Annotated in this window: 29 protein-coding genes; 16 read left to right on the top strand and 13 right to left on the bottom strand. The window is 61.7% G+C overall.

Features of this window, described 5'->3' with window-relative positions; all coding sequences use genetic code 11:
• Positions 1-235 precede the first annotated feature (235 nt).
• A complete protein-coding gene (locus GR198_RS21280; RefSeq protein ID WP_164069543.1) occupies positions 236-2,233 on the bottom strand; it encodes a methyl-accepting chemotaxis protein in 1,998 nt (665 codons plus the stop codon).
• A 420-nt stretch (positions 2,234-2,653) separates the two neighbouring features.
• Between GR198_RS21280 and rpmH the strand changes: the two genes are divergently transcribed.
• The 8 genes from rpmH (at position 2,654) to GR198_RS21240 (ending at position 8,240) form a co-directional block, all read left to right on the top strand.
• On the top strand, positions 2,654-2,788 hold the full coding sequence (gene rpmH, locus GR198_RS21275) for a 50S ribosomal protein L34 (protein ID WP_003545006.1): 135 nt from the start codon (positions 2,654-2,656) through the stop codon (positions 2,786-2,788).
• A gap of 20 nt (positions 2,789-2,808) precedes the next feature.
• The gene (gene rnpA / locus GR198_RS21270) at positions 2,809-3,210 is read left to right on the top strand and encodes a ribonuclease P protein component (protein WP_164069542.1); all 402 of its coding nucleotides are present in this window, start codon (positions 2,809-2,811) and stop codon (positions 3,208-3,210) included.
• On the top strand, positions 3,210-5,003 hold the full coding sequence (gene yidC / locus GR198_RS21265; RefSeq protein ID WP_164069541.1) for a membrane protein insertase YidC: 1,794 nt from the start codon (positions 3,210-3,212) through the stop codon (positions 5,001-5,003). Before rnpA ends, yidC begins: the two co-directional genes overlap by 1 nt.
• A 153-nt stretch (positions 5,004-5,156) precedes the next feature.
• Positions 5,157-5,810: a ribosome biogenesis GTP-binding protein YihA/YsxC gene (gene yihA / locus GR198_RS21260; protein ID WP_012755831.1), complete on the top strand. Its 654-nt coding sequence runs from the start codon at positions 5,157-5,159 to the stop codon at positions 5,808-5,810.
• A 267-nt stretch (positions 5,811-6,077) separates the two neighbouring features.
• On the top strand, positions 6,078-6,287 hold the full coding sequence (locus tag GR198_RS21255; protein WP_018244551.1) for a cold-shock protein: 210 nt from the start codon (positions 6,078-6,080) through the stop codon (positions 6,285-6,287).
• Positions 6,288-6,420: 133 nt separating this feature from the next.
• Positions 6,421-6,645 (top strand): hypothetical protein, encoded by a 225-nt coding sequence (locus tag GR198_RS21250; RefSeq protein WP_164046444.1) that lies wholly within the window; start codon positions 6,421-6,423, stop codon positions 6,643-6,645.
• Between the two features lie 121 nt (positions 6,646-6,766).
• The gene (locus GR198_RS21245) at positions 6,767-7,042 is read left to right on the top strand and encodes a hypothetical protein (RefSeq protein WP_024323874.1); all 276 of its coding nucleotides are present in this window, start codon (positions 6,767-6,769) and stop codon (positions 7,040-7,042) included.
• Between the two features lie 121 nt (positions 7,043-7,163).
• On the top strand, positions 7,164-8,240 hold the full coding sequence (locus GR198_RS21240) for a sensor histidine kinase (protein WP_164069540.1): 1,077 nt from the start codon (positions 7,164-7,166) through the stop codon (positions 8,238-8,240).
• 59 nt (positions 8,241-8,299) lie between these two features.
• Here the strand turns inward: GR198_RS21240 and GR198_RS21235 are convergent, their stop codons facing one another.
• The 3 genes from GR198_RS21235 to GR198_RS21225 form a co-directional block, all read right to left on the bottom strand.
• Positions 8,300-8,854 carry a fasciclin domain-containing protein gene (locus GR198_RS21235; protein WP_011650236.1) on the bottom strand — a complete coding sequence of 185 codons (555 nt, stop codon included), beginning with the start codon at positions 8,852-8,854 and terminating at the stop codon, positions 8,300-8,302.
• A gap of 122 nt (positions 8,855-8,976) precedes the next feature.
• Positions 8,977-9,696, bottom strand: a complete 720-nt coding sequence (locus GR198_RS21230) for an anti-sigma factor (RefSeq protein WP_003544986.1) — start codon at positions 9,694-9,696, stop codon at positions 8,977-8,979.
• Positions 9,693-10,232 (bottom strand): sigma-70 family RNA polymerase sigma factor, encoded by a 540-nt coding sequence (locus tag GR198_RS21225; RefSeq protein WP_164069539.1) that lies wholly within the window; start codon positions 10,230-10,232, stop codon positions 9,693-9,695. The genes GR198_RS21230 and GR198_RS21225 overlap by 4 nt, the downstream gene beginning before the upstream one ends.
• 143 nt (positions 10,233-10,375) lie before the next feature.
• Here GR198_RS21225 and argB point away from each other — a divergent pair, with 143 nt between their 5' ends.
• On the top strand, positions 10,376-11,263 hold the full coding sequence (gene argB, locus GR198_RS21220) for an acetylglutamate kinase (protein ID WP_003556104.1): 888 nt from the start codon (positions 10,376-10,378) through the stop codon (positions 11,261-11,263).
• A gap of 69 nt (positions 11,264-11,332) precedes the next feature.
• Positions 11,333-12,481 (top strand): alpha-hydroxy acid oxidase, encoded by a 1,149-nt coding sequence (locus tag GR198_RS21215; RefSeq protein WP_029873874.1) that lies wholly within the window; start codon positions 11,333-11,335, stop codon positions 12,479-12,481.
• Between the two features lie 171 nt (positions 12,482-12,652).
• On the opposite strand, the gene GR198_RS21210 is transcribed toward GR198_RS21215, so the two are convergent.
• Together GR198_RS21210 and GR198_RS21205 are read right to left on the bottom strand one after the other, a co-directional pair.
• The gene (locus GR198_RS21210; RefSeq protein ID WP_164069538.1) at positions 12,653-13,423 is read right to left on the bottom strand and encodes an isocitrate lyase/PEP mutase family protein; all 771 of its coding nucleotides are present in this window, start codon (positions 13,421-13,423) and stop codon (positions 12,653-12,655) included.
• Positions 13,420-14,496, bottom strand: coding sequence for a bifunctional transcriptional activator/DNA repair enzyme AdaA (locus GR198_RS21205; RefSeq protein ID WP_164069537.1), 1,077 nt, complete (start codon positions 14,494-14,496; stop codon positions 13,420-13,422). The genes GR198_RS21210 and GR198_RS21205 overlap by 4 nt, the downstream gene beginning before the upstream one ends.
• A gap of 102 nt (positions 14,497-14,598) precedes the next feature.
• Here GR198_RS21205 and GR198_RS21200 point away from each other — a divergent pair, with 102 nt between their 5' ends.
• Both GR198_RS21200 and GR198_RS21195 read left to right on the top strand, forming a co-directional pair.
• On the top strand, positions 14,599-15,306 hold the full coding sequence (locus tag GR198_RS21200) for a pyrimidine 5'-nucleotidase (RefSeq protein WP_029873877.1): 708 nt from the start codon (positions 14,599-14,601) through the stop codon (positions 15,304-15,306).
• Between the two features lie 105 nt (positions 15,307-15,411).
• Positions 15,412-16,044 (top strand): EF-hand domain-containing protein, encoded by a 633-nt coding sequence (locus tag GR198_RS21195; protein WP_029873878.1) that lies wholly within the window; start codon positions 15,412-15,414, stop codon positions 16,042-16,044.
• 178 nt (positions 16,045-16,222) lie between these two features.
• Here the strand turns inward: GR198_RS21195 and GR198_RS21190 are convergent, their stop codons facing one another.
• A complete protein-coding gene (locus GR198_RS21190; protein ID WP_029873879.1) occupies positions 16,223-17,089 on the bottom strand; it encodes an LOG family protein in 867 nt (288 codons plus the stop codon).
• 192 nt (positions 17,090-17,281) lie between these two features.
• Between GR198_RS21190 and dapD the strand changes: the two genes are divergently transcribed.
• The 3 genes from dapD (at position 17,282) to GR198_RS21175 (ending at position 20,020) form a co-directional block, all read left to right on the top strand.
• Entirely contained in the window at positions 17,282-18,142 is an 861-nt protein-coding gene (gene dapD, locus GR198_RS21185; protein ID WP_029873880.1) for a 2,3,4,5-tetrahydropyridine-2,6-dicarboxylate N-succinyltransferase, read from the top strand.
• Positions 18,143-18,243: 101 nt separating this feature from the next.
• Positions 18,244-19,437: a succinyl-diaminopimelate desuccinylase gene (gene dapE, locus GR198_RS21180; RefSeq protein WP_029873881.1), complete on the top strand. Its 1,194-nt coding sequence runs from the start codon at positions 18,244-18,246 to the stop codon at positions 19,435-19,437.
• Complete coding sequence (locus GR198_RS21175; protein WP_029873882.1) at positions 19,424-20,020, top strand: hypothetical protein; 597 nt, start codon at positions 19,424-19,426, stop codon at positions 20,018-20,020. Before dapE ends, GR198_RS21175 begins: the two co-directional genes overlap by 14 nt.
• A 6-nt stretch (positions 20,021-20,026) precedes the next feature.
• Here GR198_RS21175 and truA read toward each other — a convergent pair whose 3' ends face one another.
• The 6 genes from truA to GR198_RS21145 form a co-directional block, all read right to left on the bottom strand.
• Positions 20,027-20,845, bottom strand: a complete 819-nt coding sequence (gene truA / locus GR198_RS21170; protein WP_029873883.1) for a tRNA pseudouridine(38-40) synthase TruA — start codon at positions 20,843-20,845, stop codon at positions 20,027-20,029.
• A complete protein-coding gene (gene fmt, locus GR198_RS21165; RefSeq protein WP_029873884.1) occupies positions 20,845-21,780 on the bottom strand; it encodes a methionyl-tRNA formyltransferase in 936 nt (311 codons plus the stop codon). The genes truA and fmt overlap by 1 nt, the downstream gene beginning before the upstream one ends.
• A 20-nt stretch (positions 21,781-21,800) precedes the next feature.
• On the bottom strand, positions 21,801-22,223 hold the full coding sequence (locus tag GR198_RS21160) for a type II toxin-antitoxin system VapC family toxin (RefSeq protein ID WP_029873885.1): 423 nt from the start codon (positions 22,221-22,223) through the stop codon (positions 21,801-21,803).
• Positions 22,220-22,504, bottom strand: coding sequence for a plasmid stabilization protein (locus tag GR198_RS21155; RefSeq protein WP_029873886.1), 285 nt, complete (start codon positions 22,502-22,504; stop codon positions 22,220-22,222). The genes GR198_RS21160 and GR198_RS21155 overlap by 4 nt, the downstream gene beginning before the upstream one ends.
• A 64-nt stretch (positions 22,505-22,568) precedes the next feature.
• A complete protein-coding gene (def, locus tag GR198_RS21150) occupies positions 22,569-23,084 on the bottom strand; it encodes a peptide deformylase (protein WP_027666160.1) in 516 nt (171 codons plus the stop codon).
• Between the two features lie 97 nt (positions 23,085-23,181).
• A complete protein-coding gene (locus tag GR198_RS21145; protein ID WP_164069536.1) occupies positions 23,182-24,678 on the bottom strand; it encodes a globin-coupled sensor protein in 1,497 nt (498 codons plus the stop codon).
• Between the two features lie 203 nt (positions 24,679-24,881).
• Here GR198_RS21145 and GR198_RS21140 point away from each other — a divergent pair, with 203 nt between their 5' ends.
• Positions 24,882-26,108, top strand: coding sequence for a DNA recombination protein RmuC (locus GR198_RS21140; RefSeq protein ID WP_164069535.1), 1,227 nt, complete (start codon positions 24,882-24,884; stop codon positions 26,106-26,108).
• Positions 26,109-26,145 lie beyond the last annotated feature (37 nt).

Genomic DNA, 26,145 nt, shown 5'->3' with positions numbered 1-26,145 from the left:
ACCAATCTCATCCCCGGTTCAAGCCAAGGGGCCTGCGGTCCCGGCCGTCCGCACTCCGGCGGATGGCCATCCGCCGGAGTGCGCACCGATCATCCAACAATCAGCGCTAATTGAACATGCAAGGGGCTGGTCTCGGCAATCTCCTGGGCCGAGGATGACGCCGAGTAGAGAGCGAGGCGGTCAAAAAACTAACGCCGCCCGGAGGCGGCGTTTGAAGGCGCGTGATCCGTAAAGCTTAGAACTCTTCCCAGCTCTGCTCGGCTGCGGCCGCATTGCCGCCGAAGGCGCGGGCGACCTTGGCGATCGCCCGGCGGGCGGGCGAGGCAACCGGTCTTTGCGGCTCGTTGCGGACGAGCGCCACGGGCGTCGGCGCATCATCCGGCAGCTTGAAGCGGGCAATGAGGCGCACCAGTCCACCGGCTTCGGCCGACAGCCTGTGCGTGGCGGCGGAGGTCTCTTCCACCATCGCAGCATTCTGCTGTGTCACCTGGTCCATCTGGTTGACGGCGGTATTGACTTCCTTAAGGCCGGTCGACTGTTCGGTCGCGGCGGTGGCGATCGAATGGATATGATCGTTGATGGCGATAACGCGGGTGCCGATTTCGGCCAGCGCCTCGCCGGTCGCCTGGACCAGCTTCACGCCAACCTGCACCTCGTTGCCCGACTTGGTGATCAGCGCCTTGATGTCCTTGGCAGCCGTTGCCGAACGCTGGGCGAGTTCGCGCACCTCCTGCGCGACCACCGCGAAGCCCTTTCCGGCATCGCCGGCGCGGGCCGCCTCGACACCGGCATTCAGCGCCAAGAGGTTGGTCTGGAAGGCGATCTCATCGATGACGTTGATGATTTGGCTGATTTCGCGCGATGCCTGCTCGATGCGGCCCATGGCCTCGACGGCATTGCCCACGACGACGCCGGAGCGGCCGGCGTTCTCCTTGGCTTCGGACACCATGATGGTGGCTTCATGCGCCCGCTCGGTGGAATTCTGGACGACGGCGGTGATCTCGTCGAGCGCTGCCGAGGTCTCTTCGAGGGCGGCTGCCTGCTGCTCGGTGCGCTTCGACAAGTCGTCGCTGGCATTGCGCAGCTCGGCGGTGTTGCCGTTCATCGCTTCCGTCGTCTCGCGCACTTCGCGCATCGTCGCCTGCAGGGTGACGAAGGTATTGTTGACGTTCTGTTGCAGTTCGGCGAAGGCGCCCTGGAAGCTGCCGCTCATCGTCTGGGTGAGATCGCCTTCGGCAAGGCTTGCGATGACGCGGCGGGTCTCGCCGATGCCGGCATCGACGCTCGACAGCAGCATGTTGATGTTGCCGGCGAACTGGTTGAGGTTGTCGTCCTCGTAGTCCTTGCTGATGCGGTGGCCGAAATCGCCGGCCGCAGCCGCCGCCACGACGACGGACATGCTCGACTGCAAGTCGTCGCTCTTGGCGCGCATCGCCGCCTCCTGGGCATTCAGGCGCTTGACGGCGAGGCCGTTCGCCTTGAAGACCGCAACCGCTGCGGCCATCTCGCCGATTTCGTCCGGGCGGCCGGCGAAGGGAACCTCGGCGTCGAAATTACCGTCGGCGACTTCCTTGATCGCGTGGGTGACGCGCTTGATCGGGCGGCTGAGATGGCTGGTGCCGATATAGAAGCCCATGCCGATGCCGACCGCGATACCGATGCCGGTGATGCTGAGCACGAGCATCAGCACCCAGGAGCGGAAGCTCTCGATCTCGGCGTTGACGGTCTCCAGCGCTGCCTTGTCGATGGCGACGACGGCATCGATTTCCGCCTGGAACGCCTTGCGATTGGCGCGGTTGGCGTCGTTGTTGCCCTGTTGGCCGGCGGCCTCGGGGCCGACTTCCGTGCCGAGGCGGGCCGTTTCCATGCGGAAGGTGCGGAATTCCGCGGCGCGGGCGACAAGCTTGGCAAAATCGTCCTTTTCATCCTCGGGAACGAGCGGCGCCCAGCCCGAGATGACCTTGTCGATCTCGTCGAGGCCGGCCAGCAAGCCCTTGGCGAAGTTCGGCGTATCCTTGATCGTTTTGGCGGCATAGATGCCGCGCGATTCCATGACCACGGCCGTGACGAAACGATTGAGGCGTTCGCCGGCATAGGCGCGGCTGGCGGCCTGCTCGTAAGCCGTCAGGTTGCGACTGTATTCGTGCATGGCGGACAATGCCGTTGCACCGATCAGAAGTGCCACCGCGCCCATCACGCAAACCAGCAGATTAATTTTGCCACGGATCTTCAATGCAATGCCTCCTAGCTACGCCACTGCCTGGAAAGCAAATTCCCAGTCGATGCGTTGAATATCGGCGAAATTTATTAAAGTTAGATTTCTAATATTTACGATTATGGCTTCGGAAGTGATCCATGCCGAATGCAGCCGGAAGGCGTAAACGCCTGAAAACCGGGGCGATCGATCTGCCGCGGCGCAAACTACAACCACTCAGAGCAGGCCTCATTTCTTAACACCAGAGTGCGAAATTACTTTCCGGGCCAGCAGCGCAGAGTGAAATTATCCGGCATAATTGACTTTTATGGGCTTCATCCTTTATAAGCCCGCGCACGTCCGGGCACTCAAGCCTTTCATGGCCCGCCCGTTCGAAAAACAACGCTCCTTGCATTATGCAAATTCAAGAAGGGCCGCACTCCGCGGTGTTTAAAATAAATGAAGCGTACCTACCAACCATCCAAGCTTGTTCGCAAGCGTCGCCACGGTTTCCGTGCCCGCATGTCCACGAAGGGTGGCCGCAAGGTCATCGCAGCCCGCCGCGCGCAGGGCCGCAATCGTCTGTCGGCGTAAGCCGGGTTGCCCGGTAAGAGATGGCGGGCGAATTGACGATCAGTGAGAAGAAACACACTGTCGGGCGGCTGAAGAGCCGCCCGCAGTTTCTTGCCGCGCGCGAGGGCGAAAAACGCCGGGGCGGCTTCTTCCTTCTCGAAGTCCTCGACCGGAAGGAACCCGACAGCCACGCACGCGTCGGTTTTACAGTCACCAAAAAACATGGCAACGCGGTCGAACGGAACCGTATGCGCCGCCGCCTGAAAGAGGCGGTGCGGCTTCATGCGGGGTTTGCAATGCAGCCCGGACACGACTATGTGGTTGTCGCGCGCAGGGACGTGCTTGACGCGTCCTTCCAGGAATTGGCCGCGGAACTGAAATCCCGCGTGGAAACCAGGCCGAAACACCGGCGCTCCGGAGACGGACGCCCCAGGAACGTATGATGGAAAACAACCGCAATTATTTCATTGCGATCGCTCTCTCGGTGCTGATCGTCCTCGGCTGGCAGTTTCTCTATATGAATCCGCGCATCGAGGCCCAGCGCAAGGCGCAGGAAGCCCAGAAGGCGCAGCAACAGACCGAGCAGGTGCAGCAGCCGGCAGCAGGCGGTCAGGCACCGGCCCAGACGAGCGGCGCTGCCCCTTCCGGCCAGGCGGCCGCGACGGCGACGCTCGAGCAGGCGCTGGCAAAGTCCCCGCGCGTTGTCATCGACACCCCGGCGCTTTCCGGCTCGATCAACCTTGCCGGCGCCCGTCTCGACGATCTGAAGCTCAAGGGCTATCACGAGACCGTCGACGACTCGAGCCCGATCATCACGCTGTTCAGCCCGGCGGAAACCAAGGACGGCTATTTCACCGAACTCGGCTATATCGGCAGCGACGCGACGGGCAGCGTTCCCGGTCCCTCGACGCTCTGGACCGCACCTGAGGGCGCCAAGCTCACCGAAAAGACGCCGGTGACGCTTTCCTACACCAATGACAAGGGCCTGACCTTCACGCGCACCATTTCCGTCGACGAACGCTACATGTTCACCGTCGCCGACAAGATCGAAAACACAGGCCAGGTGCCCGCCGCGCTGTCTTCCTACGGCCGCGTGACACGCTACAACAAGCCGACGACGCCCTCCGTCTACGTTCTGCATGAAGGCTTCATCGGCGTGATCGGCGATGACGGCCTCATCGAAACCAAATATAGCGCCGTCGAGAAGGAAGCCGTGGCACCGGCGAAATCCACCGGCGGCTGGCTTGGCATCACCGACAAATATTGGGCGGCGACGATCGTTCCGCCGCAGAGTGCCGCCTATGAGGCGCATTTCTCCTATTTCGGCGATGGCCAGCCGCGCTATCAGGCCGACTACAAGGACGATGCCTTCACCGTTGCGCCGGGCCAATCGATCGAGCTGAAGAACCTCGTCTTCGCCGGCGCCAAGGAAGTGCCTGTTATCGACGGTTATGAGGCCAGCTATTCGATCCCGAAGTTCGACCGGCTGATCGACTGGGGCTGGTTCTATTTCATCACCAAGCCGATGTTCAAGCTGATGGACTTCTTCTTCCGCTACTTCGGCAATTTCGGCGTGGCGATCCTGTGCACCACCATCGTCGTCAAGGCTCTGTTCTTCCCGCTCGCCAGCAAGCAGTACGCTTCGATGGCGAACATGAAGCGCATGCAGCCGAAGATGGAGGAGCTGAAGGCGAAATTCGCCGACGACCGCATGGGGCTGCAGCAGGCAACGATGCAGCTCTACAAGGAAGAAAAGATCAACCCGATCGCCGGCTGCTGGCCGGTGGCGCTGCAAATCCCGATCTTTTTCTCGCTCTACAAGGTGATCTATATCACCATCGAAATGCGGCACGCACCCTTCTTCGGCTGGATCAAGGACCTTTCAGCGCCCGATCCGACGACGATCGTCAATCTGTTCGGCCTGTTGCCTTTCGAGGGACCGACGCTGCTGCACCTCGGCGTCTGGCCGCTGATCATGGGCGTCACCATGTTCGTGCAGATGCGCATGAACCCGACGCCGCCCGATCCGACACAGGCGATGATCTTCAACTGGATGCCGCTGGTATTCATGTTCATGCTGGCAAGCTTCCCGGCCGGCCTGGTCATCTACTGGGCCTGGAACAACACGCTCTCGGTGGCGCAGCAGGGGCTGATCATGAAGCGCCACGGCGTCAAGGTCGAACTCTTCGACAATCTGAAGGGTCTGTTCCGACGAAAAGAAGCGCCGTCGAAGTGACGCTTGCCAAGCCCCGCTCCGGCGGGGCTTTTCATTTCCGGGTGGCGGACGAAGGACACAAGGCATGCCGCGCAGGCGCCTGAAAAGCTTGACATCCGCCCGCAAAACCATGAAGCCCGGTAAAAGACCCAACCCAGAGATTGCAGAGCCCGCATGCCCGAAACCGAAAAGCCGCTCTTCGGCCACCCATGGATCTTCATCCGCGGCGTGCCGTCCCTGAACTTCCTGCCGCCGGAAGGGCCGTTGGAAGTGGCCTTCGCCGGTCGCTCGAATGTTGGCAAATCCTCGCTGATCAATGCGCTGGTCGGCCAGAAGGGCTTGGCGCGCACCTCGAACACGCCGGGACGCACGCAGGAACTGAATTATTTCGTTCCGGATGGTTATTCCGGCGAAGGCCAAGACCTGCCGCCGACGGCGATCGTCGACATGCCGGGCTATGGTTATGCGCAGGCGCCGAAGGAGCAGGTCGACAAGTGGACCAAGCTCGTCTTCGATTACCTGCGCGGCCGCGCGACGCTGAAGCGCGTCTATGTGCTGATCGACAGCCGCCACGGCATCAAGAAGAACGACGACGATGTGCTTGATCTGCTCGACAAGGCGGCCGTCTCGTATCAGATCGTGCTCACCAAGACCGACAAGATCAAGGCGGCTGGTGTGCCGAAGCTGCTTGCCGAAACGGCGGAAAAGATCCGCAAGCGCCCGGCTGCCTATCCCGGCGTGCTGTCCACCTCGTCCGAAAAAGGTGATGGGCTGGACGAATTGCGCCAGGCGATCGCCGAAACCGTCGGCATCGCCCGCTGGAAGTAGAGGGCGGAGGCGCCTCGGACGCGGCGCCCTGTTTGGTGTAAAGGTCTCTGCGACATCCCATAGTTGAACATTATGCTATTGGAAAACTAAAGGTTGACCACGCAGCTTTATTGAGCTAGATAGCGACCATCGAATTTTGCTTGCTGGCTTGGTTATCGCGCGATTGGCACCGCGCTCTGAACGAACTTCCTTTCAAAAATCGCTATCACCATCCGCATCGCCCTGGCGTTACGGTTCTCCAATATTGCTATGAAAGGGTTCATCATCATGGCCACTGGCACAGTTAAATGGTTCAATTCCACCAAAGGCTTCGGCTTCATTCAGCCTGATAATGGCGGCGACGACGCCTTCGTTCACATCTCCGCCGTCGAGCGCGCCGGAATGCGCGACCTCGTCGAAGGCCAGAAGATCGGCTTCGACCTCGAGCGTGACAACAAGTCGGGCAAGATGTCCGCTTGCAATCTCCAGAACGCTTAAATCGATACCTGCTTTCCTTTGACCACGGATGTACTGGCACTGCCGGAAGCACGTTATCCATCCAAGGCCAGGCGATTTGCCTGGCCTTTTTTGTTTTCGCTCGCGCGTCGAGCCCTCCCGTATCGGAGCCAATATGACTGAGACATACAGCAAATCTCGCCAGCGGGCGGAGATTGCCTTCGGCAACGTCCAGACCCAGTTTTTCGCGAAGAACCAGGCGGTCGAAGAGCTCGAATCCGACGCCCAATCGCAACAGGCAAAGACGTTGCGACTTCGGGAGGCCCGGCTTGCGAGGGAACAGAGTAACCGGGTGTCGGCCACCTCTGCCCTCGTTGCGAAACGCGCCAGGGCCCGCTGAGATCACAATCCGATCGACAAGGCTCGAGATTTAACCGCGTCTGAAATGACGAGCTTGCAGATCGCGCAGCTGCAGCATGGCCGAAGGCGTGCTGGCATTCACTCGTACCAAGGAAGCGTCAATGGCAGAGACTGCGAACGAACTTCAATCGATCAATACAGCCTGGCAGATCGCCATTCAGGAGATCCTGCGCATGGTGATCAGAGACATGTATCACGGCGGCGGCGAAGCGTCGTTCAGAACCCATATCAAGCGTATCGAAGAAGCGGCCGTCGACAGTATTTACACGGATTTGCGGCTGCGCGGGACCGATGAATGGACGGAGGTCCTGGTCAAGGAAAGGGCGAGCAATTTCGTCACGACCCTGCTGACGTCATTTACCTATGACCGGGCTTAAATCACCCTGCGGCCGGCAATCGACGGACGTGCCGCCGATCAACGCTTGCGTCCCCGCAGTTTTTAAAGCAACCCTAGTTCTCCTGCTGTACGGGAGCAGCCGCGTCCAAGAGTAATATTTGATGACCGATAGCAAAGACCAGCCGATTTCGCCCGAAGGCGTCGGCAACTTGCCCCATCTTGCCGAAGCCCTTGATGATGACCGGTTTCGACACTTCCTCGATCATGTGCCATTCGCGGTGGCTGTCTCCGAACTCGGTGGCGACGAGCCGCTGATCTACGTCAATCTCGAATTCGAACGGCTGACGGCGCTTGAGGCAACCGAGGTCCAGGGAAAACCTTGGCCGGAAATTAAATTGAAGTCCACCGCCGTCTCCGGAGAGGTGCCGCTCACGGCCGCTGTGACCTCTGCGGAGGAGTATATTGGTGCCTTCTCGCTGGTGGCCGAACCCGAGAGCACCGTCGTTATCGATGTCTGGTCGAATACGATCGTCGACGACGACGACACCCCGCTTTTCCGATTGGTGGCCTTTGCTGCCCGCAATGAGGCGACGGCCGCAGAGAGCTTCAGCGAACTGCTGACGGAGAAAGATGTCCTTCTGCGGGAACTACAGCATCGCGTGAAGAACAATCTTCAGATGATCACGGCGCTCATCCGAATGGAGGCGCGCAATGCTCAACAGAATGAGGAAAGCGAGAGGTTTGTACGGCTTGCCGGGCGGATTGAAGCTTTGGCTCTGCTCTATCGCTCGCTGTCGGACGAAGAGAAGGGCGCCACGATCGATCTTGGCACCTATGTCAGCCAGATTGCCGCTTCTGTGATGGCGGCCCACGCCGTGGAGGGGATCCGGCTGGACATGAAGGTCGATACCTGGCCGGTTTCCGTCGATGTCGCCATGCCGGCCGGCCTCGTCATCAACGAACTCCTCACCAATACGCTGAAGCATGCCTTCGTGGGGCGTGATGGCGGTGAGATTACGCTCCGCTGTGTCGTCAGCGATACCGGCTGCAGGATCACCGTTGCTGATAATGGGATCGGCCTTCCCCAGGATGTGACCTGGCCGCAGCCCGGGAAGCTGAGCGCGATGATCGTACAGTCGCTGAAACAAAACGCCCGCGCCGAGGTCGAAGTCAACTCGTCCCCTGATGCCGGCATGAGTGTCACGCTCGTCTTCCCGAGAGCCGAAGCGGCCCGATAGCCACCTATGTTCGGGGCGCCCCGAAGAGCGCCCCAATGCGTCTGTCGATACGAGCTGGCTTACATCTTCGGCAGCAGCACCTTGTCAACAACGTGGATGACGCCGTTCGACTGCTTGACGTCGGCAATCGTCACATGGGAGACGCCGCCGTTTTCATCGGTCAGGGTGATCTTGCCCATGCTTTCCTTGGCTTTCAGCACGCAGCCGCCGACGGTCTTGATGTCGTGCTCGCCGCCGTCATCCTTGATCATCTTGGCAACGGTCTTGGCCATCGCATCGGCGGCAACGACGTGGCAGGTCAAAACCTTGGTCAGCGTCGCCTTGTTTTCCGGCTTCAGCAGCGTATCGACGGTGCCCTTCGGCAGGGCGGCGAAAGCTTCGTTGGTCGGCGCAAAGACGGTGAAGGGGCCCTTGCCCTCGAGCGTGCCGACGAGGCCTGCTGCCTTGACGGCTGCGACCAGCGTCGTGTGATCCTTGGAGTTCACGGCGTTCTCGATGATGTTCTTGCTATCGAACATCGCCGCACCGCCGACCGTCGGGTTTTTCGCGGCGGCAAAGGCGACGGCGGACATGGCAGTGGCGAGCGCGAAGCCGCGCAATACGGACTTGATCATGATTTTCTCCTCACCGGACACCATCCGCGGGCTTTATGCCTGAGCGTCGTCCGGACATTTCGAACTACGGAGGGCCGCGCCGAAGAGTTTCAGTGAGGAGACATGATTTATGGCCGGTGCGATTACGGCCGGTGCAGGGGACCGCTTGCGATCACCGGACCAGTCGCCTGGCCGGTCGGTGAACCGCCGAAGGGTTCGAGACTGACGGCAAGCGTTGCGCCATCGGCTATCATGCTGCGCAGTTCGGCGGGAATGACGAGTTCACCGCTTTCGCCCGGCTGGAAGACGCCGAGCGATCTCGTCATGCCGCTGCCCGGGACCAGCCAGAGTTCCAGCGACTTCTCCTCCGGCTTGCCGGCGGCGACCGGCACGATTTTCAGCCGGCCGCTCTGAAGCTCATAGGAGGCAAGAAGATTGATAGTGCTGTTCTGGCCCGAAAGCGAGGCTACCAGTGGTGCAGGCCCCTGCGGCTCCGGCACCACGCCGGAGGCGAAGATGACGGCGCTGGCGGCGACGACGATGCAGGCGAAGCTCAGCGAGCGCCAGAAAACGGCGGAATTCCAGAGTCCCTGCGAAAAGGAGGGGGGCTTTTGGCCATCGCCGAACAGCCGCGCCTCGATCTGCTTGAAGGTTTCCCGGTTCGGAGCAACGCCTTCATACTCGTCGTTGAAGGCGGAGAGGTTGGTTTCCCAACGGCTGACGATCGCAGCGAAGGGGCGGTCGTGGCGCATGCGCTCTTCCACCACCCGACGATCCTGCAACGACAGGACGCCAAGCACATATTCGCCGGCGAGAACCTCGTCGCGGGAGCGGTCTCCCTTGCTTTTGTCGGGCGATGTCATCGTTCCATGCACTCTCTCAGTTTCAAGAGGCTGCGCCTGAGCCAGGTCCGCATCGTGTTCAGCGGGACACCAAACTGATCGGCCAGTTCCTGATAGCTCAGCCCTTCGACATAAGCCCGTTTCACCGCGACCGCACGATCAGCTTCCAACTCTTCCATGCAGGTGTCAATCCGCCTTCCTTCATCCTTGGTCACCGTCTGCATTTCCGGGTCGGGTCCGGCATCGGCAAGATCGTAGACCGTGTCCAATTCGTCGGCGACGGGCTTGCGCGCCCGCAGCGCATCGATCGACCGGTTGCGGGCAATTGCGCCCAGCCATGCCGAGGACGAACCCGAGGCGACGGAGAAGCTGCGAGCACGCTGCCAGATGCTGATATAGACTTCCTGCAGAGCTTCTTCGGCTTCCGTGCGATCCTTCAAGATACGCAGGCAGATCGAGAAAAGTTTCGGTCCGGTCTGATTGTAGAGGGCCACGAAAGCCCTGCGATCGCCGAGTGCGACGCGGCCGATCAGGTCTGCGATGTCATCGCCTTGCATGCCGTTCCTCATCTCAAGCTTGCGTGCGCCAGACGGTAACGACGTCCGGCTACGCGCCAGATACGAAAAACTATTGCCCTCTGGATTATTCCCTCGGTCAGAAACTTGCGATAAAAGGCCGCGAACAATTCTGCGGGGTTCCCATGAACGAAACCGAAAGCGAAATGCAGGCACGGCTTCTGGCCAAGGCTCTGCCCTTCATGCAGCGTTACGAGAACAAGACGATTGTCGTGAAATATGGTGGCCACGCCATGGGCAATCCCGAGCTCGGCAAGGCCTTTGCCAGCGACATCGCGCTGTTGAAACAATCGGGCGTCAACCCGATCGTCGTTCACGGCGGCGGCCCGCAGATCGGCGCCATGCTGAGCAAGATGGGCATCGAATCGAAATTCGAGGGCGGCCTTCGCGTCACCGACCAGAAAACGGTCGAGATCGTCGAGATGGTGCTCGCCGGCTCGATCAACAAGGAAATCGTCGCGCTCATCAACCAGACCGGCGAATGGGCGATCGGCCTTTGCGGCAAGGACGGCAACATGGTCTTCGCCGAAAAGGCGCGCAAGACCATCAAAGATCCGGATTCGAACATCGAGCGCGTGCTCGATCTCGGTTTTGTCGGCGAAGTGGTCGAGGTCGACCGGACGCTGCTCGATCTGCTTGCCCGCTCCGAGATGATCCCGGTCATCGCCCCCGTGGCGCCTGGCCGTGACGGCGCCACCTACAATATCAATGCAGATACCTTCGCCGGCGCCATTGCCGGTGCGCTGAACGCAACCCGGCTGCTGTTCCTGACCGATGTGCCCGGCGTGCTCGACAAGAACGGCCAGCTCATCAAGGAGCTTTCGGTCGCCGAAGCACATGCGCTGATCGCCGATGGCACGATCTCGGGCGGCATGATCCCGAAGGTCGAGACCTGCATCGATGCGATCAAGGCCGGCGTGCAGGGCGTCGTTATCCTAAACGGCAAGACCGCCCATTCCGTGCTGCTCGAGATCTTCACCGAGCACGGCGTCGGAACGCTGATCGTTCCCTGAACCAGGCTGCGCCCTTCACTTGCGAAGGGCGGATCTTCCTGACGCGGAAACAGGGTATCGAGGAAACAAATGCGCCTGACTGACTGCTATAATTTTCACGATTTCCGGCGCATGGCCAAACGGCGTCTTCCCGGACCGATATTCGACTATATCGACGGCGGTGCCGATGACGAGGTGACGTACCGGCGCAATACCGCGGCCTTCGAGGCCTGCGATCTGGTGCCTGACGTTTTGCGCGGTGTGGCCGATGTCGACATGTCGGTGACCGTCATGGGGCAGAAACTCGCAATGCCGGTCTATTGCTCACCGACGGCGTTGCAGCGCCTTTTCCACCACCAGGGGGAGCGGGCGGTCGCGGCAGCGGCGGCAAAACACGGGACGATGTTCGGCGTCTCCTCGCTCGGCACGATCAGTCTGGAGGAAGCCAGGCAGATCAGCAACGGGCCGCAGGTCTATCAGTTCTACTTCCACAAAGACCGCGGCCTCAACCGCGAGATGATGGCGCGGGCGAAAAATGCCGGCGTGCAGGCGATGATGCTGACGGTCGACAGCATCACCGGCGGCAACCGCGAGCGCGACAAGCGCACGGGCTTTGCCATTCCCTTCAAGCTCAATCTTGCCGGCATGACCCAGTTCGCGATCAAGCCTTCCTGGGCGATCGACTGGCTGACGCACGAGCGCTTCCGGCTGCCGCAGCTCGAAAACCACGTCAAGATGGATGGCGGCGCGCTGTCGATCAGCCGATACTTCACCGAGATGCTGGACCCGTCGATGTCGTGGGACGATGTGGCGGAGATGGTGCGCGAATGGGGCGGGCCATTCTGCCTGAAGGGCATCATGTCGGTGGAAGACGCCAAGCGCGCGGCGGAGATCGGCTGCAGCGGCATCGTGCTTTCCAATCATGGCGGGCGCCAGCTCGACGGCTCGCGCAGCGCATTCGACCAGTTGGCCGAGATCGTCGACGCCGTGGGCGACCGGATCGACGTGATGATGGATGGCGGCGTGCAGCGGGGAACGCATGTTCTTAAAGCGCTGTCGCTGGGGGCGAAGGCCGTCGGGCTCGGGCGCTACTATCTCTTCCCGCTTGCCGCTGCCGGACAGCCCGGTGTCGAACGGGCGCTGGAGACGATGCGCACCGAGATCGAGCGCGGCATGAAGCTGATGGGCTGCACCTCGGTCAGCCAGCTCAGCCGGCGGAATCTGCGCTTCCGTTCCTGAGCGGAACGGGATTTCATTCCGGGCCGCAGCCTTTCGTACTAAAGCGCGTCGCGATCTTTCGGATTCGCTCGTCGCGCTTTAGCTCTTTGTTTTTACGCATGCCGTTGTCGCAAAACCGCTGCACACTTTTGCGCGATATGCTTTACATCTGCGGCCCTCGGGCTTTCGACGTCAGAGCGGGCTATAAATCGCCGCCGCCTCCTGTTTCAACTTTTCCATCATCGACCGGTAAGGCCCCGGACCATAACTGACACGACCGACGCCGAGCTTTGCCAGCGTCTTCACATCCGGAGCGCCCGTCCGCATCATGATGTTGACCGGCAGCGGCGATGCGGCGCAGATCTTTTCGATCAAGGCGGGATCGATCAAACCAGGCACGAAGAAGCCGCTGCCGCCGGCGGCCGCATAGGCCTTGCCACGCTCGATCGCCTCGTCCACCAGACCGGCATGTTTGGAAAGATCGCTCTCGGCCAGGAAGAGATCGGTGCGGGCGTTGATGAAGAAGGGAATGCCCTTGCCTTCCGCCATAGCGCGAATGGCGCGGATGCGGGCCGCCTGCCTCTCGGCCGGATAAAGCCCGCCACCGCCGACCACCTGATCCTCGAAATTGATGCCGACAGCGCCGACTTCCACCAGCTTGGCAACGTTGGCGGCCGCACCTTCAGCCTCGGCCGAATAGGCGCCTTCGAAATCGACCGAAAGCGGCAGGTCGACGGCAGCGGTGATGGACTTCGCCGTTTCGACCAGCACCGACATCGGCAGCTTCTCGCCGTCGGCATAACCATGGGCAGCGGCCACCGACCAGCTTCCCGTCGCAAGCGCCTTGGCGCCGCCATCGGCGACGGCCTTGGCCGTGCCGGCATCCCAGATATTGTAAAGAATGACAGGATTACCCTTGCGATGCAGCGTGCCGAACAGCTCGGCCTTTTCACTCTGGTTCATGCCGTCTCCTCCATGTTGGGTGCTTGTGCGCTGATCTTCTCTTCATGCCGCAGCAGCCATTGCTTGCGCCAGAGCCCGCCGCCATAGCCGGTCAGCGAACCATCGCCGCCGAGGATGCGATGGCAGGGCACGATGATGGCAAGCTGGTTGGCGCCATTGGCGCGGCCGACGGCACGCACCACTTCCGGCCTTTCCATTTCCCTTGCGAGATCGCCATAGGCGCGCGTCTGGCCGACAGGAATCTCCATGAGCTTTGCCCAGACATGTTTTTCGAAGGGCGTGCCGCCGAGCGCCAACGGCGTCTTGAAGACGGTGAGCCGCCCTTCGAAATAATCCCGGATCTCCGCCGCGATCTGATCGATCGCCGGCGTGCGGCCGATCGCGACCGACGAGCGGACGCGCTTCTGCAGCGCCTCGAGCTCGGTCGGCAGCGCCTTACGGTCGTGGAATTCGAGAAGATGCAGATGCGTCTGGTCGGCAACGGCTACCATCGGCCCGAGCGGCGTGTCGAACCAGTCGGCAAAGAGCAGTTCGCGGTTCTGCGACATCGCCGGCGCCTTGCCGACGAGCCGCTGAAAAGCCGTCCGGAAACCACTTGGGGAGTCATATCCCGCATCGAGCTGCGCATCGATGACGCGCGCGCCATCGGCCAGCTGCCGGGCCGCCTCGCCCAGCCGGCGATAACGGACGATATCGTGGAAGGTCATGCCGAGCCCGCGTTTGAAGGCGCGGCGCACGGTCGAGGGATCGTGGCCGCGGCGCACGAGCTCATCCTCGGTCCAGCGCAGCTGCGGCTCGCGGTCGAGCGCGGCAAGCAGCTCGTGGACGATCGGTTCCCTGCCCGGCTGCTCCAGCGGCCTGCAGCGTTGGCACGGGCGGAAGCCGGAATGCATGCAGGCGGCGATCGTATCAAAAAAGAGCGTATTTTCCCGCTTCGGCTTGCGCGCTGGGCAGGTCAGACGGCAGAAGATGCCTGTCGTCTTGACGCAGACATAGGCCTGCCCCTCATAATCGGCGCTGCGCGCGATCAGGGCATCATAGAGCGTATCGTCATCGGGGCGTTCGAAAAGCATGACCGCTTTCTAGCATTCCGTGCCTGCGCCGTCCGCCGAAAATCGGGCGTCTATTTTTTCTTGCCGATTTCCTTGGCGGATGAGCCGTGCCATAAGACCGCCATGACCAAGATCGACCGCACGCCTGACAAAGCCGATTTCCAGCACGTTACAGACTGGGTCTTCGACCTCGACAACACGCTCTATCCGCATCATGTCAATCTCTTCGCGCAGATCGACAAGAACATGACCGCCTATGTCGCGGCACTCCTGCAGATGGAGCGGGAAGAGGCGCGCAAGCTGCAGAAGCAATATTACCTCGAGCATGGCACGACGCTGCAGGGCCTGATGATCCATCACGGCATCGACCCGAACGACTTTCTCGAAAAGGCGCATGCGATCGACTACACGGCGCTGACGCCGCAGCCGGAACTCGGCGAGGCGATCAAGGCGCTGCCGGGGCGCAAGTTCATCTTCACCAACGGCAGCGTCAAGCATGCCGAAATGACGGCGGAGGCGCTCGGCATTCTCGAACATTTCGACGACATTTTCGATATCGTCGCTGCCGATTACGTGCCGAAGCCGGCGCAGGCGACCTACGACAAGTTCACAGCGCTGAAGCGCGTCGAAACCACCAAGGCGGCGATGTTCGAGGATCTGCCGCGCAACCTGACGGTGCCGAAAGCGCTCGGCATGCAGACCGTGCTGCTGGTGCCGCGCAATCTGGAAGAGACGGTCGTCGAATGGTGGGAAAAGACCAGCGGCGAGGAGGATCATATCGATTTCGTCACCGACGATCTCGCCGATTTTCTCAGCAAGGTTACCGGCTGAAAGCATTACCAAGTTTTCATTCAGCTTACCGATGTTTAACTGGGTCTTCCGGGCCTGCGGCCATATCTTCTTTCGTGAGGGGACACCTTACGAAAGGCAAACACGATGTACCGCAACAAGCTGATACTGGCAGCGCTTTCCTCCACCCTCATCTTCGGCGCAGCCGCCGGGGCAGTTTTTGCCGCACCGGGTGACGGGCCGCGCCAGCATGCCGGCATGGGCCGTCCGGGTCCAGGCTCCGCTGCCTTCCGCGAAATCACCTATGTCCGCATGCTCAAGCAATTCGATACGAATAAGGATGGACAGGTCTCCAAGGACGAGGCGACCGCCGGCCTCGACAAGATCTTCGCCGCGATCGATACCAACAAGGATGGCTCGCTGACCCCGGGCGAAATCCGTGAGTACCGGAAAACGCAGATGCAGGCGATGCGCGATCAGCGCAAGCAGGAGGCCGGCGAAAACAAGGATGCGAATGCCGCAGCCGCGACGGCAGACAATAACGACCAGGGACGGCCGCCGCGCGACGGTCACGATGGTCGTGACGGGCATCGTTGGATGCGCCATGGCGGCAACATCATGCGCGCCTCGTTGATGATGCAACGGATCGACACCGACCAGAACGGCCAGATTTCCAAACAGGAAGCCACAGCCGCCTTCGACAAGCTGTTTGCGCGGATGGACCGCAACAAGGATGGCGTCATCTCGATCGACGACATGCCGGACCGGCCGCTGCTCTAAAGCATGTCGCGCAAAAGTGCGCCGCGGTTTTGCGACAACGGCATGCGTAAAAACAAAGACCTAAAGCGCGAGGAGCGAATCTGAAAGATCGCGACGCGCTTTAGAACAGGATGACGACTTCCCCTGCCTTTCCCCGCCTCGGCGGGGAGAGGCTTTGCGGCTTATCCCTCCGAAGCGCCTATTCGCGGTGTTCGTAGAAATTCTGCACGATCTTCCATGCCTCCTCGGCCGTGTCGACGAAGCTGATCAGCTTGACGTCGTCGGGCGCAATCGTCCCGAATTCCGCCAATGCGTCGAAATTGATGATGCTCCGCCAGAACGCCTCCCCAAAGAGGATCAGCGGCAGGCGCTCCATGCGGCCGGTCTGGATCAGCGTCAGGCATTCGAAGAATTCGTCAAGCGTGCCGAAGCCGCCGGGAAAGACGGCGATCGCCTTGGCGCGCACCATGAAGTGCATCTTGCGGATGGCGAAATAGTGGAAGTTGAAGCTGAGCTCCGGCGTCACATAGGCGTTCGGCGCCTGCTCGTGCGGCAGCACAATGTTGAGGCCGATCGAAGGGGCGCCCTCGTCGGCCGCGCCGCGATTGCCGGCCTCCATCACGCCGGGGCCGCCGCCGGTGACGATGACATATTCGTGGAAATTGAAGGTGGCCGAATATTTCGAGCAGAGCCGGGCGAATTTGCGCGCCTCGTCATAGTAGACGGAGGCCGCCTCCAGGTTGACGCGCTGGATATCGTTGCGGGCTGCCCAGGCGCTCTGGCCGGGGGCGGGAATGCGGGCGCCGCCGAACATGACGACGGTCGACTTGATGCCGCGTTCGGTCAGCATCATCTCCGGCTTCATCAGTTCCAGCTGCAGGCGGATCGGCCGCAACTCCTCGCGGCAGAGGAAATCCTCATCGACATAGGCAAGGCGGTAGGCAGGCGACATCGTCTGCGGCGTCTTCGGCACGGCTTCGGCACGCTGCTTGTCGGTCGAGCTGCTCTTCAGCGGGTCCCATACGCCATCCTTGCGCCGCGAACCGCCGTTTCGTCCCTTCGCCATGTCAAAATGCCTTTCAGTATTGCCGGCTACGAAGCCGGATATGTCGCTATAACGCCTTGAATCCAGGTATGATCTTGTCGGAAAAATCATTCCGTTCTACGGCTTCATGCTGTAAAGCAGGGTAAACCCCGCCAACCGCAATTCCGGAGACGCCCCGTCTCCACGATAAAGATCGAAGTTTAAGGAATTCTCATGAGCGCCACCGACCTCGCATCCCTCGAAAAGATCATCGAAGCCGCCTTTGACAATCGCGACAATGTGAACACGTCGACGAAGGGCGAGGTTCGCGATGCGGTCGAAGCAGCGCTCGATCTGCTCGATGCCGGCAAGGTCCGTGTCGCCGAACGCTCCGCCGACGGCGCCTGGTCGGTCAATCAGTGGCTGAAGAAGGCCGTGCTGCTGTCCTTCCGCCTCAACGACATGGACGTGGTGAAGGGCGGCTCGGGCAACTCGACCTGGTGGGACAAGGTTCCTTCGAAGTTCGAAAACTGGGGCGAGAACCACTTCCGGGCCGCCGGCTTCCGCGCCGTGCCGAACTGCGTCGTGCGCCGCTCGGCTTATATCGCCCCGAACGCGATCCTGATGCCTTCCTTCGTCAATCTCGGCGCCTATGTCGGTGAAGGCACGATGGTCGATACCTGGGCAACGGTCGGCTCCTGCGCGCAGATCGGCAAGCATGTGCATCTCTCCGGCGGCGTCGGCATTGGCGGCGTGTTGGAGCCGATGCAGGCGGGCCCGACGATCATCGAGGACAATTGCTTCATCGGCGCCCGTTCCGAGGTGGTCGAAGGCTGCATCATCCGCGAAGGCTCGGTGCTCGGCATGGGCGTCTTTATCGGCAAGTCGACCAAGATCGTCGACCGCGCCACCGGCGAGGTGACCTACGGCGAAGTGCCGCCCTATTCCGTCGTCGTCGCCGGCTCGATGCCGTCGGGCAATGCGACGATGGGCAACGGCCAGCCGGCGCCGCATCTCTACTGCGCCGTCATCGTCAAGCGCGTCGATGAAAAGACCCGCTCGAAGACCGGCATCAACGAGTTGCTCAGAGATTGATGACACCGGGACGTTGATCCGGTAAACAGACGGCGTCTTTTTACGCGAGGCGGCCCCGCCTTGCCATGTCTTTGCCATTCCCGCCGGATAGTTCGACCGCCATGACCGCTACCGACCCCGTCGCCAATCTCCAGACGCTGATTCGCTGCCCGTCCGTGACGCCCGCCGAAGGCGGCGCGCTGTCGGCGCTGGAGGCGATGCTTGCGCCGCTCGGCTTTTCGGTCGACAGGGTGAAGGCGAGCGAAGAGGGAACGCCCGACATCGAAAACCTCTATGCCCGCCTCGGCACGGACGGCCCGCATCTGATGTTTGCCGGCCATACCGATGTCGTGCCGGTCGGCGACGAAGCCGCCTGGACGCATCCACCCTTTGCCGCCCAGATTTCGAAGGGCGAGCTTTTTGGCCGCGGCGCTGTCGATATGAAGGGCGGTATTGCCTGTTTCGTTGCCGCCGTCGCCCGCCATATCGAGAAAAACGGGCCGCCCAACGGCTCGATCTCCTTCCTCATCACCGGCGACGAAGAAGGCCCGGCGATCAACGGCACGATCAAGCTGCTGCAATGGGCGGCCGAACGCGGCGAGCGCTGGGATGCCTGCCTTGTCGGCGAGCCGACCAATCCGGACAGGCTCGGCGACATGATCAAGATCGGCCGGCGCGGCTCGCTGTCGGGTAAAATCACCGTTCACGGCGTGCAGGGCCATGCCGCCTATCCGCATCTTGCCGACAATCCGGTGCGCGGCATGCTGCAGCTGACGCAGGCGCTGATGCACCCGCCGTTTGACGGCGGCACCGGCGATTTCCAGCCGTCGAACCTCGAAGTGACCACCGTCGACGTCGGCAATCCGGCGACCAACGTCATCCCGGCCAAGGCATCGGCAAGCTTCAACATCCGCTTCAACGATAGCTGGACGGTCGAAACGTTGCGTGCCGAAATCCTGCGCCGTCTCGACGCCGCCGCAGGCAACGGCGCGTTGCGGCCGGGCCGCGAACCGGTGGCCTATGATATCGTCTGGGCCGACCGGCCGAGCCATGTCTTCCTGACGCGCAACAATGAGCTGATCGCCTCGCTGTCTTCAGCCGTCGAAAGCGTTGCCGGCCAGTCGCCGCGGCTTTCGACCACCGGCGGCACATCGGATGCGCGCTTCATCAAGGATTATTGCCCGGTCGTCGAGTTCGGCCTCGTCGGCCAGACCATGCACATGGTCGACGAGCGCGTCGCTGTCGCCGATCTGGAGACGCTGACGGCGATCTACGAAACCTTCATCGCCCGCTGGTTCGCCAATGCCGGGCTTTAGGGAGGTTCAGTACTATCTGGCCGGCCTCTGGCTGCTGATCCGGCTGGATCCGCGCGGCTTCCGCTACCTCGACATGTCGGAGCGCGGCGTCAATCGCTCGTTCTGGGCGATGCTCTGGTGCCTGCCGCCGATGGGTATTTCCTGGCTCTGGTGGCGACAGGCCTTCCTGCGGGCGATGCCGCCGGAAGCCGATGTCGATTTTCCCTTCTATATCAGGCTCGGCCTCGTCGAGGTCGCCAACTGGTTCGTGCCGCTGGTCTTTGCCGGGTTTCTGCTGCTTGCCTTCCGCATGGGCGAACGTTTCGCGCCTGTCGTCGTCAGCGTCAACTGGCTCGGCGTGCCGCTTTCCTATATCAACGGGCTGCTGCTGGCGCTGGTGTTCTTCCTGCCCGGCTCCGTCGGCCTCGTCTCGCTGCTGCTGCTCGCCTTCATGCTGGCGCAGGTCTTCGTGCTGGCGCGCATTCTCCGGATGATCTGCCATGGCCATGCGCTGATGACCGGGGCGCTGACACTGGTGCTTCTCGTGCCATCGATGATCCTTTCGGAATATCTGCAGCACTTCCTCGGCATCTATCCCGTCTGACCAAGCTTACGAGGGGTCGTCAGCATCCCCGTCATTGGCATCGGTATCGGTGACCGGCCTTCGGCGATCGGGGATCACGTCGGGATAGTCCACCTGCATGAAATAGAGCCCGTCCGGCGGCGCCACCGGGCCGCAGGCCTTCCGGTCGCGAGCCTTAAGCGCTGCCTCGACATCATCGGGCTTCCATTTGCCTTCGCCGGCGAGCTTCAGCGTGCCGGCAAAGGAGCGGATCTGGTTGTGGAGAAAACTCTGCGCCGTGGCGCGGATCTCGATCAACTCGCCGTTGCGCGTCACATCCAGCCGGTCGAGCGTGCGCACCGGACTGTTTGCCTGGCAATGGGCGGCGCGGAAGGTGGAGAAATCGTGCCTCCCGACCAACCTCTGGGCGGCGGCGTGCATGACCTCGTGATCAAGCACCTTCGGCACCCACCAGGCCTTGCCGGCTTCGAGCGCCAGCGGCGCCCGGCGGCTGACGATGCGATAGAGGTAATGGCGCCGCAGCGCCGAAAAACGCGCATCGAAGAACTCGGGAGCCACCTTGACGTCGAGAATGGAGACGCGCTCGCCGGCAAGCCTCAGATGCGCGTTCAGCGCATTCTGCAACTGGTAGGACGACCACTCCTTCGAAAGATCGGCATGGATCACCTGCCCCATGGCATGGACGCCGGAATCGGTCCGGCCCGCGCCGCGCACTAAGACCGTCTCGCCGGTCAGCGACAGCACCGCGGCCTCGATCGCGCCCTGCACCGAGTGGCCATTTTCCTGCCGCTGCCAGCCGACATAGGGGCCGCCGTCATATTCGACGGTCATGCGGAAACGCGGCATCAGGTGAGCCTCGTGCCCGCCGCAAGCGGCGTGCCCCTGAGAAAATCCGCCGCCGCCAGCGGCTTGCCGCCGGCCTTCTGCAGCCTGGTGAGCCGCACCGCGCCCGAGCCGCAGGCGACCACCAGATCATCCGTCAGCAATAACCCGGCCGCACCCTGCCCTTCAGCCAGCTCGGACGCCAGCACCTTCACCCGCTCCGGCTTGCCACCGATTTCGAGCTCGAACCAGGCGCCCGGAAACGGCGCCAGGCCGCGGATGTGATTGTGCACGTCGCTCGCATCCCTGGAAAAATCGATGCGCGTCTCGGCCTTGTCGAGCTTGGCGGCATAGAGCACGCCGTCTTCCGGCTGCGGCGTCAGCGGCAGGTCGTTCATTTCGAGTTTCACCATGGCCTCCGCCATCGCCTTGGCGCCGACCAGCATCAGCCGGTCGTGCAGCTCGCCAGCGGTCATGTTCGGGCCGATCTCGACCTCGCGGGTGAGTGCCAAGGCGCCGGTATCCAGACCCTTATCCATCTTCATCACCATCATGCCGGTCTTTGCGTCGCCGGCCATGATCGCCCGCTGGATCGGTGCCGCACCCCGCCAGCGCGGCAGCAGCGAGGCATGACCGTTGTAGCAGCCATCGCGGGTGCCGTTCAAAATCGCTTCCGGCAGCAACAGTCCGTAGGCAACGACGACGCCGACATCGGCATTCAGGCCACGAAACCTCTCGCGCTCCTCGGGGTCCTTGAAATTGACCGGGGTGAAGACCGGCAGGCCGAGCAGTTCGGCCGCCTGATGCACCGGCGATTTCTGCAGATCGAGGCCGCGCCGCCCGCCCGGCCGCGGCGGCTGCGTATAGACCGCAACGATCCTGTGGCCGGCATCGACGAGCAGGCGCAGGGTCGGAACCGAGAACTCCGGGGTTCCCATGAAGATGATGCGAAGAGACATTTTATCTCGCCAATTGAGGATCAACCGTCTTCAAACGGGTTTACGAGCTTGAGATCAAGCCCCTCGAAATCTCGGATATTGCGGGTCGCAAGCGTCGCGCCGTTGGCAAGGCAGATGGCGGCAATCATAGCATCCTGGACCGAAATCGGCCGCCCCATGCTTTCGCGTTTCGCCCGCAAGCGACCGGTAGCCATGGCCGTTTCCAAATCCCAGCCGGCGATACGATCGCGAAACTGGCCTTTCACCAAATTCTCGATCGCGCGAAAGAAGCGGTCCGATCCTGTCTTCAAGAAAACCCTTTCGGCTCCGTAAATCTGCTCCATCAAGCCAACCGTGCAAAGCCAGATTCTCGAGCCATCCTGCTGCAATATCCAGGCCTTCACCTTTTCATTCGGCAATGGCCTGGCGAACTCGGAAATCACATTCGTATCGAGAACGATCATTCGAAATCCTCGAACGGCCGGCCGAAATCCTTTTTCCGCGCGGCCTCGATTTCGTCCATGATTGCAGCAAATTCATCGTCGACTGCGTTTTCGCTGACGAAAGCGGCGCGTATTGCTTCATACGCCGACAAATTCGCGGGCTTTGCTTCTGCTTTTCTTTTCAGCGCTTCCCGCAAAAGCTCCTTGGCCTCGTCAGAAAGACTGTTGCCGCTCCGCTGCGCCGATTCCGCAATGTCTCGCTTCATTGCTTCGGAAATGTTTCTGATCAGAAAATCACCCATTCGGCACCTCCATCATGATATCAGTGATATCATAGTGGGTCGCCGGTGAATTTTCAACGCAACGTCAGAGCGCCTTGGACTTCGCCGCCTTGGTGAATTTCTTGATCACCATCTCCCGCTTCAGCCGCGAGATGTAATCGATGAAGAGCACGCCGTTCAGGTGGTCGATCTCGTGCTGCAGGCAGGTGGCAAGCAGGCCGTCGGCTTCGACCGTCTGTTCCTTGCCGTTCCGATCGAGATATTTGACCGAGACGATAGCCGGGCGCTCGACCTCGGCATAATAATCCGGAATCGAAAGACAGCCTTCCTCATAGACGGAACGCTCGTCGGAAGATTTGACGATCTCAGGATTGATGAAGACCTGCGGCTGCTTTTCCTCGCCCTCGCGCGAGATGTCGATGACGAGCATACGGCGCGGCACGCCGATCTGGATCGCCGCAAGGCCGATGCCCGGCGCGTCGTACATGGTTTCCAGCATATCGTCGGCAAGACGCTGCAGGTCGGAATCCACCCGCTCGATCGGCTTGGACAGCTGGCGGAGAACGGGATCGGGAAGAATGATGAGTGGCTTGATGGTCATGGCGTTCCCATAACCCATCTTTTCCGACTATGGAATTATCCGGCAGCCGGGGAATACGCTTTTTTGCATCCCCGCCTGGAATTTCGCCATATTCGCCTCATGCCGCCCGACGGGCAGCACCGGCGGAACGGCCCTCCGGCCGGGCGCGGAAGCGCCGCAGCAGCTCGATCAGGGTCTCCACCTCGTCCTTGAGGCGGCGGGTTTCCGCCGAAGAGTGCTCGACCATGTCCGAATTCTGCTGGGTGATCGCACCCATGTTGCGGACGGCGAGGCTGACCTCGTTGACGCCCGTCGCCTGATCGCGGGCGGCGGCGGCGATATCGGCGACGAAACGGTTGATGATGTCGATGCGGCTGATCATGTCGTTCAGCGCCTCACCGGTGCTGGAGACGATGCCGACGCCCTGATTGACCTGGGTCGAGCTCTGCGAGATCAGGTTCTTGATCTCCTTGGCCGCTTCCGCGGTGCGCTGCGCGAGCTGGCGGACTTCCTGGGCGACGACGGCGAAACCCTTGCCGGCATCGCCGGCACGCGCCGCCTCGACACCGGCGTTCAGCGCCAGCAGGTTGGTCTGGAAGGCGATCTCATCGATGACGCCGATGATCTTGGAGATCCCGGTCGAGGATTTCTCGATGCCGGCCATCGCCGAGACGGCGCTGGTGACGAGTTCGCCGGAGTTCTTCGCCTTCTGCTGCGTCTCGCGCACGGCGTCCGACGCCTTCTCGGCATTGGCGGCCGTCTGGCCGACGCTGACGGACAGCTGCTGCAGAGCGGCCGAGCTCTCCTCGACGCCTGCCGCCTGCTGGGCGGTGCGTAGCGCCAGATCGTTGGTCGCCTTGGAAATGACGTCGGCGCCGCTCATGATGTGGCCGGAGGTCTCGCGCACGGAGGCAAAGGACTGGCTTAGCGCCCTGACGGCACGGTTGTAGTCCTCGGCCATCTGCCGGAAATTGCCAGGCAGATCGGACGGCAGGGTGGCTTCGAGATCGCCGTTCGACAGCGCTTCCAGGCCGCGACGCAGCTGCTCCAGCGCGATCGCCTGATCGGATTCGGCCTCAGCGCGCTGCTCTTCCAAGGCGCGGCGCTTGGCTTCCAGCGTCTCGAGATAGACCGAGATGGAATAGTCCATGTCGAGCATGCCTGATTTGATGACGGCCGACAGTTTCTCGGCCAATGCCTTGCCTTGCTGGCGCGCAAAGATCGAAGGCCACTGCTTCTCCATGATGCCCTTGACCAGCTCGGACATGACGATGGCGTAACCGCCAATATACCAGCGCGGCTCCAGCCCGATGCGGGCGTCCGTCCGCCCGACCGCGGTCACGCCGTTGACATAGCTCTCGTCGAACGCGCCGCCGGCGAGATTGGCCCAATGGTCCTGCTGGCGCTTCTTGGCATGGCCGACATGGTTCTTATCGGCGAGGAAGCCGGCAACCGCAGGGGTCTTGGCGATCTTGGCGTAGAATTTATCGAGGGCGCCGCCGATCAGCTCTGATATGACAGGGCGCAGATCCCGCATCGACTTGCGCGCTGCCTCATCCAGTTCGATGAAGTCCAGGCGCTGCCTGAGGGCATTGTCGGTCTGCTGGGCGGTCATGGAGATCTCTGTACTTGGCGCGACGCGCGGGAAGGAATTTCTGCGCCGCAGGTTTTGGCCAATATGGTTGAGCAATCGTTAAATCGGACGGCGATTTCTTCTCCCCGAGCGAGGAAGAGCGGTTGCTTGCGAGGATATTGAGGGCGGCTCATTCCGTTCACGTTTTGATCTATATCTCGCCATTTCTTCTGTTATGCTGCGGCATGACTATCCATTCCGAATCGCTCGCCCTTGCGCTTGCCTCGATCAGCCCGGCCATGCTGGCGCTTGTCGGAGGCGTTCTCGCCGCCCTCGCCCTGCTGGTAATCGTGCTTCTGCTGCGCGGCGCCAGCCTTCGCCGCGAGCAGGCGGAGGAAGCGAGCTTTCGTGCTGAGGAAAACGAAGCGCGCATGGCCGAGCTTTTGAAGATCCAGGCGGAGATGCAGGGCCGCATCGCGGCGATGACCGAGGTCTTCGGGGCGCGGCAGAGCGAACTCAACCAGACGATCAGCCAACGCCTCGACGGAATGTCGCAGCGCGTCAGCTCGACGATCACCGAGCAGACCAAATCGACGCATGAGAACCTGCAGCGGCTGCAGGAGCGGCTGGCGGTCATCGATGCCGCGCAGAACAATATCCAGACGCTCGCCAAGGATGTCGTCGGGCTGCAGGCCATTCTGTCCAACAAGCAGACGCGCGGCGCCTTCGGCCAGTCCAGGATGGAAACGATCGTCGCCGACGGTCTGCCGATGGGCGCCTACGCCTTCCAGCAGACGCTGTCCAACGGTTCGCGGCCGGACTGCACGATCCGCATGCCGAACGGTGCGCCGCCGCTGGTGATCGACGCAAAATTTCCGCTCGAAGCCTGGAACGCGATCCGCGACGCCGTCAGCCCCGAGGCCGGCAAGATCGCCGGCCAGCAATTCCGCCGCGACATGGAGGTCCATATAAGGGACATTTCCGAGAAATATCTGATCCAGGGGGAAACCCAGGATACGGCCTTTCTCTTCGTGCCGTCCGAATCGATCTTCGCCGAGATCCACGAGCACTTCGAACCGGTGGTGCAGAAGGCGCACCGCGCACGCATCGTCATCGTCTCGCCGTCGCTGCTGATGCTGTCGATCCAGGTCATCCAGGCCGTGCTCAAGGATCAGCGCATGCGGGCGCAGGCGCATCTGATCCAGGGCGAAGTGGCGATCCTGATGGACGATCTCAGCCGCCTCGACGAGCGGGTGCGCAAACTGCAGGGTCATTTCGCCATGGCGCAGAAGGATATCGATATGGTGGTCACGTCAGCCGACAAGCTCACCAAGCGCGGCGCCAGGATCGAAGCGCTGGAATTCGAGGCCGGCGGCGGCGAAGCCAAGCCCGCCCGCGACAGCGAAGCCGCGGCCAAATCGGTGGAAAGCCGCACCGGTCTTCTGAAGCTGCGGGTGGTTGACGAGGAGTGACCGCTTCGGGCAGTGTCTCGCCCGCATGAAACAGTAG

Source organism: Rhizobium leguminosarum (assembly GCF_010668065.1).
Lineage (GTDB): Bacteria > Pseudomonadota > Alphaproteobacteria > Rhizobiales > Rhizobiaceae > Rhizobium > Rhizobium leguminosarum_S.
This window is presented reverse-complemented; position numbering and strand designations above follow the sequence as displayed.

What these genes read in the sequence shown, in the direction of transcription:
- rpmH (WP_003545006.1), top strand. Translation starts at nt 2,654, where the DNA reads ATGAAGCGTACCTACCAACCATCCAAGCTTGTTCGCAAGCGTCGCCAC.
- rnpA (WP_164069542.1), top strand. Translation starts at nt 2,809, where the DNA reads ATGGCGGGCGAATTGACGATCAGTGAGAAGAAACACACTGTCGGGCGG.
- yidC (WP_164069541.1), top strand. Translation starts at nt 3,210, where the DNA reads ATGGAAAACAACCGCAATTATTTCATTGCGATCGCTCTCTCGGTGCTG.
- yihA (WP_012755831.1), top strand. Translation starts at nt 5,157, where the DNA reads ATGCCCGAAACCGAAAAGCCGCTCTTCGGCCACCCATGGATCTTCATC.
- GR198_RS21255 (WP_018244551.1), top strand. Translation starts at nt 6,078, where the DNA reads ATGGCCACTGGCACAGTTAAATGGTTCAATTCCACCAAAGGCTTCGGC.
- GR198_RS21250 (WP_164046444.1), top strand. Translation starts at nt 6,421, where the DNA reads ATGACTGAGACATACAGCAAATCTCGCCAGCGGGCGGAGATTGCCTTC.
- GR198_RS21245 (WP_024323874.1), top strand. Translation starts at nt 6,767, where the DNA reads ATGGCAGAGACTGCGAACGAACTTCAATCGATCAATACAGCCTGGCAG.
- GR198_RS21240 (WP_164069540.1), top strand. Translation starts at nt 7,164, where the DNA reads ATGACCGATAGCAAAGACCAGCCGATTTCGCCCGAAGGCGTCGGCAAC.
- GR198_RS21235 (WP_011650236.1), bottom strand. Translation starts at nt 8,854, where the DNA reads ATGATCAAGTCCGTATTGCGCGGCTTCGCGCTCGCCACTGCCATGTCC.
- GR198_RS21230 (WP_003544986.1), bottom strand. Translation starts at nt 9,696, where the DNA reads ATGACATCGCCCGACAAAAGCAAGGGAGACCGCTCCCGCGACGAGGTT.
- GR198_RS21225 (WP_164069539.1), bottom strand. Translation starts at nt 10,232, where the DNA reads ATGCAAGGCGATGACATCGCAGACCTGATCGGCCGCGTCGCACTCGGC.
- argB (WP_003556104.1), top strand. Translation starts at nt 10,376, where the DNA reads ATGAACGAAACCGAAAGCGAAATGCAGGCACGGCTTCTGGCCAAGGCT.
- GR198_RS21215 (WP_029873874.1), top strand. Translation starts at nt 11,333, where the DNA reads ATGCGCCTGACTGACTGCTATAATTTTCACGATTTCCGGCGCATGGCC.
- GR198_RS21210 (WP_164069538.1), bottom strand. Translation starts at nt 13,423, where the DNA reads ATGAACCAGAGTGAAAAGGCCGAGCTGTTCGGCACGCTGCATCGCAAG.
- GR198_RS21205 (WP_164069537.1), bottom strand. Translation starts at nt 14,496, where the DNA reads ATGCTTTTCGAACGCCCCGATGACGATACGCTCTATGATGCCCTGATC.
- GR198_RS21200 (WP_029873877.1), top strand. Translation starts at nt 14,599, where the DNA reads ATGACCAAGATCGACCGCACGCCTGACAAAGCCGATTTCCAGCACGTT.
- GR198_RS21195 (WP_029873878.1), top strand. Translation starts at nt 15,412, where the DNA reads ATGTACCGCAACAAGCTGATACTGGCAGCGCTTTCCTCCACCCTCATC.
- GR198_RS21190 (WP_029873879.1), bottom strand. Translation starts at nt 17,089, where the DNA reads ATGGCGAAGGGACGAAACGGCGGTTCGCGGCGCAAGGATGGCGTATGG.
- dapD (WP_029873880.1), top strand. Translation starts at nt 17,282, where the DNA reads ATGAGCGCCACCGACCTCGCATCCCTCGAAAAGATCATCGAAGCCGCC.
- dapE (WP_029873881.1), top strand. Translation starts at nt 18,244, where the DNA reads ATGACCGCTACCGACCCCGTCGCCAATCTCCAGACGCTGATTCGCTGC.
- GR198_RS21175 (WP_029873882.1), top strand. Translation starts at nt 19,424, where the DNA reads ATGCCGGGCTTTAGGGAGGTTCAGTACTATCTGGCCGGCCTCTGGCTG.
- truA (WP_029873883.1), bottom strand. Translation starts at nt 20,845, where the DNA reads ATGCCGCGTTTCCGCATGACCGTCGAATATGACGGCGGCCCCTATGTC.
- fmt (WP_029873884.1), bottom strand. Translation starts at nt 21,780, where the DNA reads ATGTCTCTTCGCATCATCTTCATGGGAACCCCGGAGTTCTCGGTTCCG.
- GR198_RS21160 (WP_029873885.1), bottom strand. Translation starts at nt 22,223, where the DNA reads ATGATCGTTCTCGATACGAATGTGATTTCCGAGTTCGCCAGGCCATTG.
- GR198_RS21155 (WP_029873886.1), bottom strand. Translation starts at nt 22,504, where the DNA reads ATGGGTGATTTTCTGATCAGAAACATTTCCGAAGCAATGAAGCGAGAC.
- def (WP_027666160.1), bottom strand. Translation starts at nt 23,084, where the DNA reads ATGACCATCAAGCCACTCATCATTCTTCCCGATCCCGTTCTCCGCCAG.
- GR198_RS21145 (WP_164069536.1), bottom strand. Translation starts at nt 24,678, where the DNA reads ATGACCGCCCAGCAGACCGACAATGCCCTCAGGCAGCGCCTGGACTTC.
- GR198_RS21140 (WP_164069535.1), top strand. Translation starts at nt 24,882, where the DNA reads ATGACTATCCATTCCGAATCGCTCGCCCTTGCGCTTGCCTCGATCAGC.